The sequence below is a fragment of the Azonexus hydrophilus DSM 23864 genome (assembly GCF_000429605.1).
Taxonomy (GTDB): Bacteria; Pseudomonadota; Gammaproteobacteria; order Burkholderiales; family Rhodocyclaceae; genus Azonexus; species Azonexus hydrophilus.
The window spans coordinates 308,388-323,880 of record NZ_AUCE01000011.1; the positions used below are offsets into that span (position 1 = coordinate 308,388).

At 57.5% G+C, this 15,493-nt stretch carries 12 protein-coding genes; 5 read left to right on the top strand and 7 right to left on the bottom strand.

All coding sequences use genetic code 11. The features are described 5' to 3' along the window. The first annotated feature begins 5 nt into the window (after positions 1-5). Together G471_RS0102135 and G471_RS0102140 are read left to right on the top strand one after the other, a co-directional pair. On the top strand, positions 6-908 hold the full coding sequence (locus tag G471_RS0102135) for an MlaD family protein (protein ID WP_028993878.1): 903 nt from the start codon (positions 6-8) through the stop codon (positions 906-908). Then, positions 905-1,543 carry a hypothetical protein gene (locus G471_RS0102140; protein WP_043420621.1) on the top strand — a complete coding sequence of 213 codons (639 nt, stop codon included), beginning with the start codon at positions 905-907 and terminating at the stop codon, positions 1,541-1,543. The genes G471_RS0102135 and G471_RS0102140 overlap by 4 nt, the downstream gene beginning before the upstream one ends. A gap of 238 nt (positions 1,544-1,781) precedes the next feature. Here the strand turns inward: G471_RS0102140 and mnmE are convergent, their stop codons facing one another. The 5 genes from mnmE to rpmH are packed head-to-tail and all read right to left on the bottom strand — an operon-like array spanning position 1,782 to position 5,542. After that, on the bottom strand, positions 1,782-3,128 hold the full coding sequence (mnmE, locus tag G471_RS0102145) for a tRNA uridine-5-carboxymethylaminomethyl(34) synthesis GTPase MnmE (protein ID WP_028993879.1): 1,347 nt from the start codon (positions 3,126-3,128) through the stop codon (positions 1,782-1,784). Positions 3,129-3,131: 3 nt separating this feature from the next. Further along, positions 3,132-4,787, bottom strand: coding sequence for a membrane protein insertase YidC (yidC, locus tag G471_RS0102150; RefSeq protein ID WP_028993880.1), 1,656 nt, complete (start codon positions 4,785-4,787; stop codon positions 3,132-3,134). A gap of 25 nt (positions 4,788-4,812) precedes the next feature. After that, entirely contained in the window at positions 4,813-5,022 is a 210-nt protein-coding gene (gene yidD, locus G471_RS18565; RefSeq protein WP_081700059.1) for a membrane protein insertion efficiency factor YidD, read from the bottom strand. Continuing rightward, complete coding sequence (gene rnpA, locus G471_RS0102155) at positions 5,019-5,390, bottom strand: ribonuclease P protein component (protein ID WP_028993881.1); 372 nt, start codon at positions 5,388-5,390, stop codon at positions 5,019-5,021. Before rnpA ends, yidD begins: the two co-directional genes overlap by 4 nt. Positions 5,391-5,407: 17 nt before the next feature. After that, entirely contained in the window at positions 5,408-5,542 is a 135-nt protein-coding gene (gene rpmH, locus G471_RS0102160; RefSeq protein ID WP_027457001.1) for a 50S ribosomal protein L34, read from the bottom strand. Between the two features lie 235 nt (positions 5,543-5,777). Between rpmH and dnaA the strand changes: the two genes are divergently transcribed. The 3 genes from dnaA to gyrB all read left to right on the top strand — a co-directional run bounded on the left by dnaA (position 5,778) and on the right by gyrB (position 11,026). Further along, positions 5,778-7,166 (top strand): chromosomal replication initiator protein DnaA, encoded by a 1,389-nt coding sequence (dnaA, locus tag G471_RS0102165; RefSeq protein ID WP_028993882.1) that lies wholly within the window; start codon positions 5,778-5,780, stop codon positions 7,164-7,166. Positions 7,167-7,375: 209 nt separating this feature from the next. Then, the gene (dnaN, locus tag G471_RS0102170; protein ID WP_028993883.1) at positions 7,376-8,482 is read left to right on the top strand and encodes a DNA polymerase III subunit beta; all 1,107 of its coding nucleotides are present in this window, start codon (positions 7,376-7,378) and stop codon (positions 8,480-8,482) included. 69 nt (positions 8,483-8,551) lie between these two features. Continuing rightward, the gene (gene gyrB / locus G471_RS0102175) at positions 8,552-11,026 is read left to right on the top strand and encodes a DNA topoisomerase (ATP-hydrolyzing) subunit B (protein ID WP_028993884.1); all 2,475 of its coding nucleotides are present in this window, start codon (positions 8,552-8,554) and stop codon (positions 11,024-11,026) included. A 310-nt stretch (positions 11,027-11,336) separates the two neighbouring features. Here gyrB and G471_RS18990 read toward each other — a convergent pair whose 3' ends face one another. Beyond that, on the bottom strand, positions 11,337-12,869 hold the full coding sequence (locus G471_RS18990; protein ID WP_157272425.1) for an integrase: 1,533 nt from the start codon (positions 12,867-12,869) through the stop codon (positions 11,337-11,339). Between the two features lie 425 nt (positions 12,870-13,294). Further along, the gene (locus G471_RS0102185; RefSeq protein ID WP_028993885.1) at positions 13,295-15,454 is read right to left on the bottom strand and encodes a KAP family P-loop NTPase fold protein; all 2,160 of its coding nucleotides are present in this window, start codon (positions 15,452-15,454) and stop codon (positions 13,295-13,297) included. Positions 15,455-15,493: the final 39 nt, after the last annotated feature.

Sequence of the window (15,493 nt, forward strand, 5' to 3'; positions counted from 1 at the left end):
GAACCATGAACGAATCCCCGAACCACCTGCCGAACATCAAGCACCCGGAAAGCAAGGCCGCCGCGTTGCTGCTGGTCACGCTGGCGCTGATCGTCGCCTTCGTGATCTTCGTCATGACTGCCCGCGGCGTGTTCGAGGAAAACCAGCAATTGCTGCTGGTCGCGGAAAATTCGGAAGGTGTCGCGGTCGGCATGGACATGACCTTCTCCGGTTTTCCCATTGGCCGGGTCAGCCGCATCGAACTCGGCGACGACGGCAAGGCCCATCTCCATGTCTCGGTACCGCTCAAGGACGCGCGCTGGCTGCGGGCGTCGTCGGTATTCACGCTGGAAAAGGGCGTGGTCGGCGGCAGCCGGTTGCGGGCCTTCACCGGCATGCTCGATGACGAGCCCCTTGAAGACGGTGCCCGCCGCGAAGTGCTGATGGGCGACGCGACCTCCGGCGTGCCGGAACTGGTATCGACGGTCACCCGTCTGGTCGGCAATCTGGAACGCCTGACCAGCGAACAATCGGCCCTGGTGGCCAGCATGGACAACCTGCAGCGGATGACCGCCGAACAGTCGGCGCTGGCCGGCAGCCTGAACAACATGCGCCAATTCACCGCCACCCTCAACGGTCGCCACGGCGCGCTCGGCGCCTTGCTTGGCAACGACGGGGATGTGGCCAAAGTGATCGATTCACTCGAACAGACCCGGCTGTTGCTGACCGAAGCCCGGGCCAGCCTGGCCAAGGTCGATGCAGCGCTGGTCGACGTCAAAGCCATCACCGGCAATACGCGCGCGGCAACCGAAGATCTCGACGCGCTGCGCGCTGAATTCGATCTCAACCTGCGCAAGGTTTCCGGCCTGGTCGATGACCTCAATCGCAAATGGCCGTTTGCCCGCGAACGCGAGTTGAAACTGCCATGAAATACTTCACCCCGCTGATTGCCCTGGTGCTGGCTGCTTGTGCCAATCATCCGCCACCGCCCGACTGGCTGCTGACTGCCGAGAGCGCTACCGGCAACCATGCCCGTCTGTGGCTGGAAGGACGCGACAAACTGGCCGAAATCCAGCTCAATGCGGCGCGCGAAGCGGTTTCCCGTACCGGCGACGCCGACCAGCAGGCACGCGTTGAACTGCACGCCTGCGCGGTACGCCTGGCCAGCCTGCAGGGCGGTCAATGTCCGGCTTTCGATACCCTGGCCAGCGATGCCGGCCGGGCCGAGAACGCCTACGCCGCCTATCTGTCCGGTGCGTTGCCCGCCGCCGACCGCCAGTTATTGCCGGAAAGCCAGCGCCTGGCCTGGCAGAACCCACTAGCCTTGAACAACATCAACGATCCGCTGGCCCGCCTGGTGGCAGCAGCAGCCTTGCTCGAAGCCGGCCGTTTGCCACCCGAGGGTATCACCCTGGCCATCGATACTGCTGCCGGCCAGGGCTGGCGCCGGCCGCTGCTGGCCTGGCTGAGTCTGGAGCGGGAAAGACTGGAACGGGCAGGTGACCCGAGCGGCAGCGAAGCGATCAGGCGTCGCATCGAACGGGTACTTGGCGCCGGCCGCTGAATTTGTTTACGGTTTTATATAGAACCTTAAATAAAAGAACTATGTTAACTACCTGAACAACAGTTTTGTGGATAACTAATAAAAAATCATCAAAATCAGCGATATAAAAGCCAGTTAACCGTCTTGGCAAGTGCCTGAAGTACCTGTTGATCGAATGGGGACAGTTTTTCCACGATCACGTAAACGCAGATTCATCCACAAACTGCGAACAGGTCTTCGTGGGTGTTATGCACAGGCCTTACTTGCCAATGCAGAAGCGGCTGAAAATGACGCCAAGCAGGTCGTCGGCAGTGAATTCGCCGGTGATCTGACCCAGTGACTGCTGGGCCAGACGCAGTTCTTCGGCAAACAGTTCAAGTGCCGGCATTACCCCTTCGACGACATTGCGGGCCGCCGCAATGTGTTCCTGGGCCGCCGCCAGCGCCCGCAGATGCCGTTCGCGGGCGATGAATACATCTTCCGCCTGATGCCAGCCGGCGATCCGCAGCAATTCCTGGCGCAGCAGCTCGATTCCGCGATTGGCCTTGGCCGACAGCGAGATGGCGACGCCGTCGGCTTCGTCATGACGCTCCGGCTCGCGGCCGGCGAGGTCGATCTTGTTATAGACGGTGATGCGCTGCAGACGCTCGGGCATGCGTTCGAGAATGTCGCGGTCCAGCGCCGACACGCCGGTATTCGCATCGACCAGCAGGACGACTACGTCGGCGCGCTCGATTTCCTGCCAGCTGCGGGCTATGCCGATCTTCTCGACCACATCCTCGGTATCGCGCAGGCCGGCGGTATCGATGATGTGCAGGGGAATGCCCTCGATCTGTATGGTCGAGCGCAAGGCATCGCGGGTGGTGCCGGCAATCGGCGTGACGATGGCCAGATCGTCGCCGGCCAGACGGTTGAGCAGGGATGATTTGCCGACGTTAGGCTGGCCGGCAAGAACCACGTGCAGGCCGGATTGCAGCAGTTTGCCCTGGCCGGCGCGGTCGAAGATCTCGGCCAGCTTCAGTTGCAGGCGTTCCAGGCGGCCGAAGGCATTGGCCGCCTGCAGGAAATCGATGTCTTCCTCGGGAAAATCCAGCGTCGCCTCGACCAGCATGCGCAGGTTGATCAGTTCCTCGTTGAGTTCGCCGATGGCCCGCGAGAATTCGCCCTGCAGCGAACGCACCGCCGAACGGGCGGCGCTGGCGGTAGCAGCATCGATCAGGTCGGCCACGGCCTCGGCCTGGGCCAGGTCCATCTTGCCGTTGAGGAAGGCGCGGCGGGAAAACTCACCCGGTTCGGCCAGGCGCGCACCGAGATCGAGACAGCGGGCCAGCAGCATCTGCATGACCACCGGACCACCATGGCCCTGCAGTTCGAGTACGTCCTCGCCGGTAAAGGAATTGGGGCCGGGAAAATACAGCAGCAGGCCGGTATCGATGGCTGTTCCGTCGGCGGCACGAAAATCGGCGAGCGTGGCGTAGCGCGGCTGCGGTGTTTTGCCGGTCAGTGCAAAAGCAAAGGGCAGCAAATTGCTGCCCGAGACCCGGATCACGCCGACCCCGCCACGGCCGGGAGCCGTGGCGATGGCGGCGATGGTGTCGTTCTTCACACCTCAGGCTTTCGCATCGTTGGCAGCCTTGCCGCCAGCTTCCATCATGCGGGTGATCTGCCATTGCTGGGCGATCGACAGGATGTTGTTCACCACCCAGTAGAGCACCAGACCGGCCGGGAAGAAGAAGAACATGATGCCGAAGACGAAAGGCATGGCCATCATCACCTTGGCCTGGATCGGGTCCGGCGGCGTCGGGTTGAGCTTGATCTGGATGAACATCGAGACAACCATGATCACCGGCAGGATGTACCAGGGATCGGGTGCGGCCAGGTCGGTGATCCACAGGATCCACGGTGCGTCGCGCATTTCGACGGCGCCGAGCAGCACCCAGTAGAGGGCGATGAAGACCGGAATCTGGATCAGGATGGGCAGGCAGCCACCGAGCGGGTTGATTTTCTCGGTCTGGTACAGCTTCATCATTTCCTGGTTCAGACGGGCCTTGTCGTCACCGTAGCGCTCCTTCAGCTGTACCAGGCGCGGCGTGACCAGGCGCATCTTGGCCATCGACTTGTACGAAGCGGCAGACAGCGGGAAGAAGGCGAGCTTGATGGCGATGGTCAGGACAACGATGGCCCAGCCCCAGTTACCCACCAGGCCGTGGATGAACTGCAGCGCCCAGAAGATCGGGGCGGCGATGACGGTCAGCCAGCCGTAGTCGACAACCAGATCCAGCCCCGGTGCCAGTGCCTTCAATGCTGCCTGTTCCTGCGGACCGGCAAACAGCGAAACCGAGCTCACCGCGCTGGTGCCCGGGCCGACTTCGGCCACCGGAACGATCACGCCCATCTGGTAGAGCTTGCTGTTGTCCAGCTTGCGCATGTAGTACTCGCGCTGAACACCTTGTTCCGGCACCCAGGCAGCGACGAAATAGTGCTGGACCATGGCCAGCCAGCCATTGTCGGCCGTCTTGACGAACTTGGCGCTCTTGTCGGCGACATCGCCGAAGCTGATCTTCTGATACTTCTCGGCCTCGGTATAGACGGCCGGGCCGGTGAAGGTGTGCATCATGAAGTTGCCACCAGCCGGTTCGCCATCGTCGCGCTGAACCTGGAAGTAGGCATGCGGCGCCAGCGGCTTGTCAGAACCGTTGACGATTTCCCAGGCCACGTCGACCACATACGAAGAACGCTTGAAAGTCAGGATGCGGGCAATGCGTACGCCTTCCGGACCGTCGGCTTCCAGGCGAACCTTCAGTTCGTCGCTACCGTCCTGCAATTGCAGCGGGCCATCGACACGGCGGAACAGCGAACGGTGCGTCGGCAGACCGTCACCGATCAGGCCGCTCTGGGCGAAATACTGGTGCTTGGCGTCGAACAGGACGAAGTTGTGATCCTTGTCGTCGCTTTCCTTGTAATTCAGCAGTTCCAGACCGACCAGATCGCCACCCTGGGTGGAAATCGTGACCTTCATCAGGTCGGTTTCGACGCTGAAGGTTTCGGCCGTGGCAACCGGCGTTTCGGTGACCGCGGCAATCGCGGAACCTGCAGCCTGCAGGCTGACCGAAGGCGTCGGTGTGCTGCCGTCGGCGACTGCCTGCGGCGTATTGGTCGCCACGTCGGCGACGGGCTTGGGCCGGTTGTACTCCTGCCAGTTTTCCCACAGCATGAAGCTGGAGAAAGCGAAAATCATGACCAGAATCAGGCGACGAGTATCCATGAGCTGCCTACGTAGTTAATGGTGTTCAGGGAACGGGATCATACCCGCCCGGGTGCCATGGGTGACAGCGGCAAATGCGTTTTGCCCCCAGCCAGCCGCCCTTGAGGGCGCCGTACTTGTGAATGGCGTCGACCGTATACTCCGAACAGGTCGGAAAATAGCGGCAACGCCTCCCGAGCATCGGACTGATGGCGTACTGGTAGAAACGCACCAGGGCAATCAGCAGATGCTTCATTGTGCTTCCCTTTTCGGACGGGGACGTGACAGGCGATCCAGCAAATTGCCGAAATCCTCGCCGATCACCCTGCCATCAAAGGGCTTTTGCTTGACTGCCAGCCTGACGATCAGATCGTAAGCCGGCAGACCCGCGCGCCGAAGCCGGAATCGTTCGCGCACAATGCGCTTGAGCCGGTTGCGATCAACGGCGCGCTTGAGCAGTTTCTTCCCGACGACCAAGCCCAGCCTGGCATCGGTATGACCTTCAGCACGCGGCTGATAATGCAACATCAGCCAGGTGCCGCGAATGGCCTTCCGGAAACCAAAAACGGATGAAAATTCATCCGTTTTGGTCAGGCGATAGCGTCGGGCGAAGCTTGCTTCCACTTCGCCAGGCGTCCGGCTTAAACGGCCAGACGCTTGCGACCCTTGGCGCGGCGAGCAGCGAGGACGGCACGGCCGCCCTTGGTGCGCGAACGGACCAGGAAGCCATGGGTGCGCTTGCGGCGCACGACCGACGGTTGATACGTGCGTTTCATGTCGTAATTCCTTGAGTGAGCGGAGAAAAACGCGTGATTACACCTTGTTTGCCCCCCTGCTGTCAACCTGAATTATTTCTACAAGCTGTGGATAACTTGTGTGTCGCAGGGTAGAATTGCGCTTTGGTCGGCGGCCGCGAAGCCGCCGATTTCATTGAAAATTCGTTTTCAAATCAGAGAAATAATAAATCCTCCATCGCTGTTGGCGATGGTACGGTATGGAGCCAAAGTTTCAATGACCGGTTTTTGGGAATCCTGTTTGCAAAGATTCGAACAGGAGCTGCCCGCGCAGCAGTTCAACACCTGGATCAAGCCGCTGCGCCTGGAAGGTGAAAGCAAGGCACTGGAAGAGGGCCTGCGTCTGGTCGCGCCGAACGGCTTCATCCTGAAATGGGTACGCGACCGCTACCTGTCCCGCATCGAGGACTACGGCAACACCTTCTTTGCCGCCCCGGTCAGCATCGCCCTGGTCATCGGCAGCGGCAAGGCCAGCAGTCCGCGCAGCGAAGCCGCCAAGCCCGTTGCCAGTGAAGCCAGCCCGGACAACAAGCCGGCCCCGACGCCCGCCCAGGAAAAACCGCGGGCCAAAACCGCCTCGGTCTATGAAAAGTCGCGCCTGTTTTCGAACTTCACCTTCGACAACCTTGTCGTCGGCAAGGCCAACGACCTGGCCCGTGCGGCCGCGCTGCAGGTCGGCAGCAATCCCGGTGGTGCCTACAACCCGCTGTTCATCTACGGCGGCGCCGGCCTGGGCAAGACTCACCTGATCCACGCCATCGGCAATCACATCGTCAAGGACAACCCGGACAAGATCGTCCGCTACGTCCATGCCGAGGATTACTACTCCGACGTGGTCCGCGCCTACCAGCAGAAGTCCTTCGACACCTTCAAGCGCACCTATCGCTCGCTCGACGTGCTGCTGCTCGACGACGTCCAGTTCTTCAATGGCAAGAACCGCTCGCAGGAAGAGTTCTTTTTCCTGTTCAACGCGCTGATCGAAGCGCGCAAGCAGATCATCATCACCTGCGATACCTATCCGAAGGACATCAACGGCCTCGACGACCGCTTGGTGACCCGTTTCGACTGGGGTCTGACGGTACAGATCGAACCGCCCGAACTGGAAATGCGCGTCGCCATCCTGCAGAAGAAGGCCGAAGCCGAAGGCATCCGCCTCGACGACGAAGTCGCTTTCTTCATTGCCAAGCATCTGCGCTCCAACGTCCGCGAACTCGAAGGCGCGTTGAAGAAGGTGCTCGCCTATTCGTCCTTCCACGGTCGCGCCATCGCGCTCGACCTGGCCAAGGAAGCGCTCAAGGACCTGATCGGTTCGGTGCGCAACGTCGGCATCGACAATATCCAGAAGACCGTTGCCGACTATTACAAGATCAAGGTTGCTGAATTCTTCTCCAAGAAGCGAACGCGGGCCATCGCCCGGCCGCGCCAGGTGGCGATGTGGCTATGCCGCGAAGTCACCTCGCACAGCTTCCCGGAAATCGGCGACGCTTTCGGCGGCCGCGATCACACCACGGTGATCCATGCGGTCAAGACCATCGATTCGCTGCGGGCCAAGGAAAGTGAGCTCAATCACGATCTGCACGTCCTGCTTCAGGTGCTGAAAGGATGATGCTGTAGACAAGTCTGTGTATAAATTGTCGGTCGAATGTGGACATGCTGTGCTTTTCCGCTTTGTGGGAAAATTGTCCAGTTTTCATCCACAGGCAATTCAGAGACTTTCGAGGATGCAAAAATCTGCTTCAAGTTGTTGAAATAAAAAATAAATATTCTTTTATCCACAGAACTGTTCCCGATATAGTCTATTAAGGAATTTAATTTATGGTTCTTATTAAAAGCCAAAGAGACACGCTTCTGGCCCCGTTGCAGTCAGTGTCGGGAATCGTCGAGCGTCGCCATACCCTGCCCATCCTGTCGAACGTGCTGCTGGAAAAGAAGGGCGATCAACTGACCCTGCTGGCCACCGACATCGAAATTCAGATCACCACCAGCACCACCTGTACCGGCGGTGAAGGCGATGGCGCGGTGACCGTCGGCGCGCGCAAGCTGCAGGAAATCCTGCGCTCGCTGCCGGACAGCACCGAAATCACCGTCAACCTCGAAGACAAGCGTCTGCAGGTCAAGGGCGGCAAGAGCCGTTTCAACCTGCAAACCCTGCCGGCCGACGACTTCCCGCGGATGACGCTGAGCGAAGGCGATACCAAGCAGTTCACGATCACGCAAAAGGCTTTCCGCCAGCTGATCGCCAAGACCCAGTACGGTATGGCTGCCCAGGACGTGCGCTACTACCTGAACGGTCTGCTGCTGCTGGTCGAAGGCAAGGAACTGCGCGCCGTGGCCACCGACGGTCACCGTCTGGCCTACGCCAGCGTCGAGATCGAAACCGAACTGCCGCGCCAGGAAATGATCCTGCCGCGCAAGACCGTGCTCGAACTGAACCGTCTGCTGGTCGACAGCGACGACGCGCTGAACATCACCCTGTCGTCCAACCAGGTGCGTTTCGCCTTCGGCAACATCGTCCTGGTGTCCAAACTGATCGACGGCAAGTTCCCGGATTACGAACGGGTGATCCCGCCCAGCCTGCGCAACCACATGACCGTCGGCCGCCAGATGCTGATGCAGGCCATGCAGCGCGCCGCCATCCTGACCAACGAAAAATTCCGCGGCGTCCGCGTCGTGCTCGGCGAAAACAGCCTCAAGCTGATTGCCGCCAATGCCGAACAGGAAGAAGCCCAGGAAGAAATCGAGGTACAGTACACGGGCGAACCCATCGATGTCGGCTTCAATGTCGGATATCTGCTCGACGTGCTCAACAACGTGCACTCGGACGAAATCCAGTGGAGCTTCAACGACGCCAATTCGAGCGCATTGATTACCGTACCCGGCAACGACCGCTTCAAATACGTCGTCATGCCGATGCGCATCTGAATCGTAGTTTAAGCACCGCTTCAGGCCCGTCCACGCGGACGGGCCAAGTTTCACGTGGAACCAAGAACAATGAGTGAAGAGAACGTCCCGCAAAGTGCGGCGCCAGCCTATGGCGAATCCAGCATCCAGATCCTTGAAGGCCTGGAGGCCGTGCGCAAGCGGCCGGGCATGTACATCGGCGATACCTCCGACGGCACCGGCCTGCACCACCTGGTTTTCGAAGTCGTCGACAACTCCATCGACGAAGCGCTGGCCGGTCACTGCGACGACATCATCGTCACCATTCACACCGACAACTCGATTTCGGTTATCGACAACGGTCGCGGCATCCCGACCGGCGTCAAGATGGACGACAAGCACGAGCCCAAGCGCTCGGCTGCCGAAATCGCGCTGACCGAACTGCACGCCGGCGGCAAGTTCAACCAGAACTCGTACAAGGTCTCGGGCGGTCTGCACGGCGTCGGCGTCTCCTGCGTCAATGCGCTGTCGAAGTTCCTGCGTCTGACCATCCGCCGCGACGGCAAGAAGCACTTCATGGAATTCTGCCGTGGCGTGCCGGTCGATCGCTGCATCGAAACCCGCGATGGTTTTGAAATCTCGCCGCTGAAAATCCTCGGCGACACCGAAAAGCGCGGTACCGAAGTCCATTTTCTCGCCGACGAGGAAATCTTCGGCCACGTCGAATTCCACTACGAAATCCTGGCCAAGCGCCTGCGCGAACTGTCTTTCCTGAACAACGGCGTCAGCATCAAGCTGGTCGACCAGCGTTCCGGCAAGGAAGAACTGTTCGCTTTCGCCGGCGGTGTGCAGAGCTTCGTCGAGTACGTCAATCGCACCAAGAGCGTCCTGCACCCGAAGATTTTCTATTCGACCGGTGAAGCCAAGGTCGGCGGTGACGGCGTCACCATCGGCGTCGAAGTGGCGATGCAGTGGAACGATTCCTACCAGGAACAGGTGCTCTGCTTCACCAACAACATTCCGCAGTCCGACGGCGGTACCCACCTGACCGGCCTGCGCGCCGCGATGACCCGGGTCATCAACAAGTACATCGACGAAAACGAGATCGCCAAGAAAGCCAAGGTCGAGATTTCCGGTGACGACATGCGCGAAGGCCTGGCCTGCGTGCTGTCGGTGAAGATGCCCGATCCCAAATTCGCGTCGCAGACCAAGATGAAGCTGGTCTCCAGCGAAGCCCGCCCGGCGGTCGAGGAAGTTGTTGCCCAGAAACTGGCTGACTTCCTGCTCGAGAACCCGATCGACGCCAAGACCATCTGCGGCAAGATCGTCGAAGCCTCACGCGCCCGCGAAGCGGCCCGCAAGGCCCGCGAAATGACGCGCCGTAAAGGTGTGCTCGACGGCGTCGGCCTGCCCGGCAAGCTCGCCGATTGTCAGGAAAAAGACCCGGCCCAGTGCGAAATCTACATCGTCGAGGGTGACTCCGCCGGCGGCTCCGCCAAGCAGGGCCGCGACCGCAAGTTCCAGGCGATCCTGCCGCTGCGCGGCAAGGTACTCAACGTCGAGAAGGCGCGCTTCGACAAGCTGATTTCCTCCGAGCAGATCGTTACCCTGATCACCGCACTCGGCACCGGCATCGGCAAGGACGATTTCAACGTCGAGAAGCTGCGCTACCACCGCGTCATCATCATGACCGACGCGGACGTCGACGGCGCTCACATCCGCACCCTGCTGCTGACCTTGCTCTACCGCCAGATGCCCGAGCTGATTGACCGTGGCTACGTCTACATCGCCCAACCGCCGCTGTACAAGGTCAAGCACGGCAAGACCGAGCGTTACCTCAAGGACGACCAGGAATTCCACCAGTTCCTGCTCAACATGGCCCTCGACGAAGCCGTTCTGTCCCCGACCGGCGGCACGCCGATCACCGGCCCGGCCCTGGAAGGCCTCGCCCGTTCCTGGCTGGCCACTGAAGCGATCATCGAGCGCCTGTCGCACCTGATCAACCCGGAAGTCTTGCAGGCCATCGTCCGCCACAACCTGGCCGTCGATCTCTCCAGCGAAGACCAGGCCCGCACCAGCGCCGACTTGATCGCCCGCCACATCCCGGCCGGCACCCGCATGGTGCCCAAGTTCGACGACATCCAGGAACGCTGGACGCTGCGCGTCGAACGCATGCACCACGGCAACCTCAAGGTTGGCCTGATCGACGAAGACCTGCTGCTCTCCGGCGACTTCCTGCAACTCAAGCGCACCGCCGAAACCCTCGCCGACCTGTTCGGCAACGGCGGTATCATGGCCCGCGGCGAAAAGAAACAGGTCGCCGCCAACTTCGGCGAAGCCATGAAGTGGCTGCTCAACGAAGTCGAACGCGGCATCGCCAAACAGCGCTACAAAGGCCTTGGTGAAATGAACCCGGAACAACTCTGGGAAACCACCATGGACCCGAAGGTTCGCCGCCTGCTGCGCGTGCAGATCGACGACGCGATTGCCGCTGACGAGATCTTCACCACGCTGATGGGTGAGCTGGTCGAGCCGAGACGGGCATTCATCGAGACCAATGCGCTGAATGCCAGGATCGACATTTAAGGGAATTTTCCTGTCGGATGCCACAGAAAGTGAATTTTCTGCCAAGTTAGTGCAGAAAAAATGTCACAGAAACTGACGAAAAGCTCCTTCGGGAGCTTTCGTCATTTTCTATAGGATTTTTTTGGGATTTATTACCCGATGAACTTGGATATTTCCAGAGAGATGTTGGCCTAGAAAGCCCTCCTATCGATCTTTGCCGGCATTCGGTCAAGCTTAGGAGACCAGACACTCCAGAAAAACAAGCGGCCATTTGATCCATTAGCGCGCATCGGGCTGCTCTGTCCTATGCAGCATGTAAGCAGGCAGACGGTTAGGCTCCCAACAGATCGACACAACGCTCTGGATGATTGGGGTCAATGAGATCTATGCCGAGATTTGCTCGTGCAACCAGTTCAAGTGGTTCCACGTTGTTAACGTAGAGGCCATGAACGATACGATCCATTCCTGCACCGGCCAGCTTCGATGCAGTGCGAAGACTACCTGCAAGAGCGATGCTACTGGTGAATCCTCCATGGAGGATTAGATTGCGTTGTCGGTAAAGACGTTGGAATGCAGATGCAATAAGTTCCCGAATAGCTTTCAGTTCCGGGGTTGGGTTGGAGAGAATTCTTTGAATTCGTCTTATTGCTGCCTGGTCGGCATCTCGGCGAAGAGGCATCGGATTTCCGTTAGCTATCGCTCGAGCTACCATTAGTGCACGCTCGCGGTTTACCGTGCAGCCAGGAAGCTCGGAGATCAGTTCCGGATGTTCCTTCTGGATTTTGTATGACAGAGCAGTTAGCTCTGCACGTGGGAGAGAGCACGCCACGAGTGGGGCTAGATATTCTGCTGCACTAGATCTGTTACTTGGATCCGCCAAAAGTCCCTCAATTGCCCCCCAACCTCCTGCAATAGCTGCAGCCGGCGATTTGTCCTCCATATGTGCCAGCAGTTCAATGGCAGCATCGACGCGTCGCCCAATTGGCGTCTCACTTTCTTTCGAAAAAATCTGCTGCTCGCGGGACAGAGCTTCAACTCGGACGCCACGAGGTGCGTGATTCAGAGGATGGACTGTCGGAAAATCTTTAACCCAAAGTTCGTTCAATAAGTTGATAGGATCTTTAGCGCCTAACTCTGCTCGAGCTGAATACCGCCGAAGTATCGTTCTCGCTGCTTCTGCTGCGGCATAGGGGTCTCGTGCTTCGACTTCTAGTAGCATCCCTCCAGATGGACGAACCCCTGAAATTGAATGGTGTTGCTCAGTAAGCCAAGTTATTACCTGGGCGGGCGTTAACCAACCTGGCGGCCGCACACTCGGTGTCCTCTGAAAAGCCACTAGAACTTCAAAATTACGCGAGGGATTTGCCGCAACAAGTCGATGGAGCTCTTCGAGGAAATTCGGCAGTGCGATGGTGACTGTTTCGTTGGTTAGATAGGGCTTAAACCATTCATTGAAGACGAAGGCACTTGAAAACCCTTTGTCGAGAATAAAGGCGGCAACGCTCTTAGCAAAGCGCTCAGGTTGATAAGGTTTGTTAGTGCCGTTACTTACTACGTGAGCCCACTGTAGGACGTAGGTGCTGGCGATGCTTTCGGTTAGCTGACGAATCGAGTGGTAAGCCTCGCCTCCGGATCTAGGCGGTTCTTTAAGTCGGTCTTGCAGTGTTTGTTTCTGACGATTTTCTAACGCAGGATCTGGGCCTATTTGAGCTTTTATAGTACTCAAAAGATTCCTAAGAGAAGCCTCGCTAAGATGCCCTAGTCGCAGGGCATCACAAGCCTCTAGCAATTCGAGGTTGGATAGCTCAAAACCGAATCCCCATAGTGAGCGCTCCCAGGGAAGATTGGGTTGGAAGAGTTCCATCAGCCTATAGGCGGCTTGACCATCGTAGGGGTTGACTAGCTGTAGCATGGTGTTTATTATACGTGTCAAGGCCTGCGTATCGGCCATCCGTCTAAAGGACAACGACCCACAATGATATACACACTTGTGGTGTATGCAGACTGGCTCCGCGTCCTATGTATTGAAAAGGCCCCTTATTCGGGGCCTTTTTTTATGTCAAACAGACCCAAGCATATCGTGAGTTATGGGCGTTAGTAGCTAGCCTAGAAATTAGGATGGACAGCTTTAACATTCAGAGAAGATAGTCTCTCTGAGTGGGATCGAACGTCGGCGAAGGTCGATTTCCGGTCTCATGGCGTCAGGAACAGATAGCACCTCGGCTTTAACAGCCGCTTACAGCCTTGGCAGAAACGACCAATAGGTGATTAACATCCACCACTTTGAAGTTATTTGCGGTTTTCTGATCCGTCTTTCCCATAAATACATTTTCCTTCAACTAATGCTTGCCAAGCCGCTCTGATGGGATAACCCAACAACTCATCTTTTAGTCGTTCCGCTGCGAGCAGCTTCAATAGGTCGATGGCGATAAAATTCTCAAGCTCTTCGATGTTTTTTGGCAATTGATAGCTCTGGCCTTTGTGGCTGTCGAATGTCCCTTTCAACATGGCTTCGACGAAATTATCCAAATTTGGGTCTGTTTTCTGAATTGCATCAAACACAAGTTTGCAGTGTTCGGGTTTTAAGCGCGTCAGGACCCATAGAACAAGGTCAGGGGTGGACTTTGCAAACAGATCGCCGTTCTGTGCTGCGCTTTTCACATTGTTGGCAAAGGCTTCCAAGGCTAGTTCACGTCTCTCTGCTGGCACTTTGAGGTAATTCAGTTCGTCGCGGTCATCAGAAATGAAATTCATGATGGCGACTCTTGATGCCACTGACAAAGCCTTCTCATCGCTTAAAATTTGTACTGCCAGATCTATGGCGGCCGGTTCATGCGAGCGCTTGACCAGTTGCCCAATCGCTTGCACTGCAGCGCGTTCGGCTCTTATCGAGAAGACATCATCGCGATCTCGTGCCCTACGTACGAATACCTCTTCTTCAATAAGCCGAGCAATGGCTATTGCGAGATTTTCGACATCAATAGCTACATCACTACCTAGGCTTTCTGCCATGTTGCCCAGTTGGGCGACGAAATCAATGCAGTTATCTGGTTGAAGTGACGCGGCAATCGCGGCGCGCTCGGTAGGGTTGAGGAGATATTGCCTCACTCGTACAAGACTAAGATCACCCGATCGGGTACTAAGCTGCAACGCAATAAGCAAGCGATCTGGGGCAGCCAAATGTCCCTCGTCAGATTCGATTCGACCGAAGGTGAACGCATCATCTACTTTCGCTGTCTGCGGAAATAGCCAGTGAACCACATCCCGAACGGCCTTGGCATGTGTGCAACTGTCGATAGCGTGATTACGTTCCAAGGCGTAGTGTTCAACTACTTCTTTGACATCGCGGAACTCCGTTCGAGACCCTGGCCGTCTTCCGACAAACGCCTGTGGCATCCGGCTGAGCAGTTCGAAAACGGGGGGGGCCTTGATCATCAGGATTGCCATACCGAGGATGTCAGCCAGGTGGATTTCGCCACGCAAACCTGGTTCGATTGAGCAAACGACGTCGAATAGTCGAACGACATCCCGCGGCTGCTCAATCAACTCGCTCAATCCATGATGGAATAACAACCCCAGGCGCTCTTCTCCGCCCTTGAAATGTTGCGCGAGAGCCCCCTTTGCTAGCCTAACTAGTGACTTATTCATGAGCGCAACACGTTGAGGGAATGACAGTGGAGGCACAGGCAATCTCACCTGTACCACCTTGTCTAGGTAGGTTGCAGCAAAAGGCACGCTCAACTTGTCTAATGCGGCGCTGACGTACTTTTCGTCCCAGGCCAGTACATAGCCCACGTTTGGCAAATCTCCTACCGCTTTGATGATGCGAACCATCTCATAGGCTTCTGCTGGGTATAGACGATCAAGGTCGTCGAGCAGAACTACGATACGCCGAGGAAATTTGCGTAGGGCGTTTTCCAACGCCAGCTTCCTCGCTTCAATGTCTGGAGTCTTGTAATCAAAGACCGCCTCGCTGGTATTACCAACAGATTCCACCACCGATTTGATGATGCTGGCCCACGGCTCTGCTCCGGGAATTAACTTCAGGACGTCGAATGCCTTTGAATAAGTTTTGAGCTCTTTGGCGACTCGCTTTCCCTCTTTTGCGTGATCGGTCAATCTGACGGCTTTGGCAATGCTTGCCAAGAACTGTCGCAGCAAGGCATCGCGATCACCGATTAGCCATGGATTGAAATGAACAACTACCGCCCGTTGTTGTTCGGGTTCTGCATTCAATAGTTCTTCAAGCATTGCCAGCAACGACGTTTTGCCACTTCCCCACGTCCCCTCAAGGGACACGACAAGTCCCGCTTCGGGAGAAATACGCCATAAAACATCCGTTACTCGGGCAACAAATCCTTTACGATCCAACAGATCGCCAGCAAGAGCCTTTCCTGGCAGAAGAGGTCGGTCTAGGCGAAGGTCTGCAATATTTTCTTCTTTTGTCATAGCATTTCTAATTAGCCAAAAACATAGACGACCAGTAAA

Coding starts and splice junctions, on each gene's coding strand:
- G471_RS0102135 (WP_028993878.1), top strand. CDS start 6: ATGAACGAATCCCCGAACCACCTGCCGAACATCAAGCACCCGGAAAGC.
- G471_RS0102140 (WP_043420621.1), top strand. CDS start 905: ATGAAATACTTCACCCCGCTGATTGCCCTGGTGCTGGCTGCTTGTGCC.
- yidC (WP_028993880.1), bottom strand. CDS start 4,787: ATGGATACTCGTCGCCTGATTCTGGTCATGATTTTCGCTTTCTCCAGC.
- yidD (WP_081700059.1), bottom strand. CDS start 5,022: ATGAAGCATCTGCTGATTGCCCTGGTGCGTTTCTACCAGTACGCCATC.
- rpmH (WP_027457001.1), bottom strand. CDS start 5,542: ATGAAACGCACGTATCAACCGTCGGTCGTGCGCCGCAAGCGCACCCAT.
- dnaA (WP_028993882.1), top strand. CDS start 5,778: ATGACCGGTTTTTGGGAATCCTGTTTGCAAAGATTCGAACAGGAGCTG.
- dnaN (WP_028993883.1), top strand. CDS start 7,376: ATGGTTCTTATTAAAAGCCAAAGAGACACGCTTCTGGCCCCGTTGCAG.
- gyrB (WP_028993884.1), top strand. CDS start 8,552: ATGAGTGAAGAGAACGTCCCGCAAAGTGCGGCGCCAGCCTATGGCGAA.
- G471_RS18990 (WP_157272425.1), bottom strand. CDS start 12,869: ATGGAACTCTTCCAACCCAATCTTCCCTGGGAGCGCTCACTATGGGGA.
- G471_RS0102185 (WP_028993885.1), bottom strand. CDS start 15,454: ATGACAAAAGAAGAAAATATTGCAGACCTTCGCCTAGACCGACCTCTT.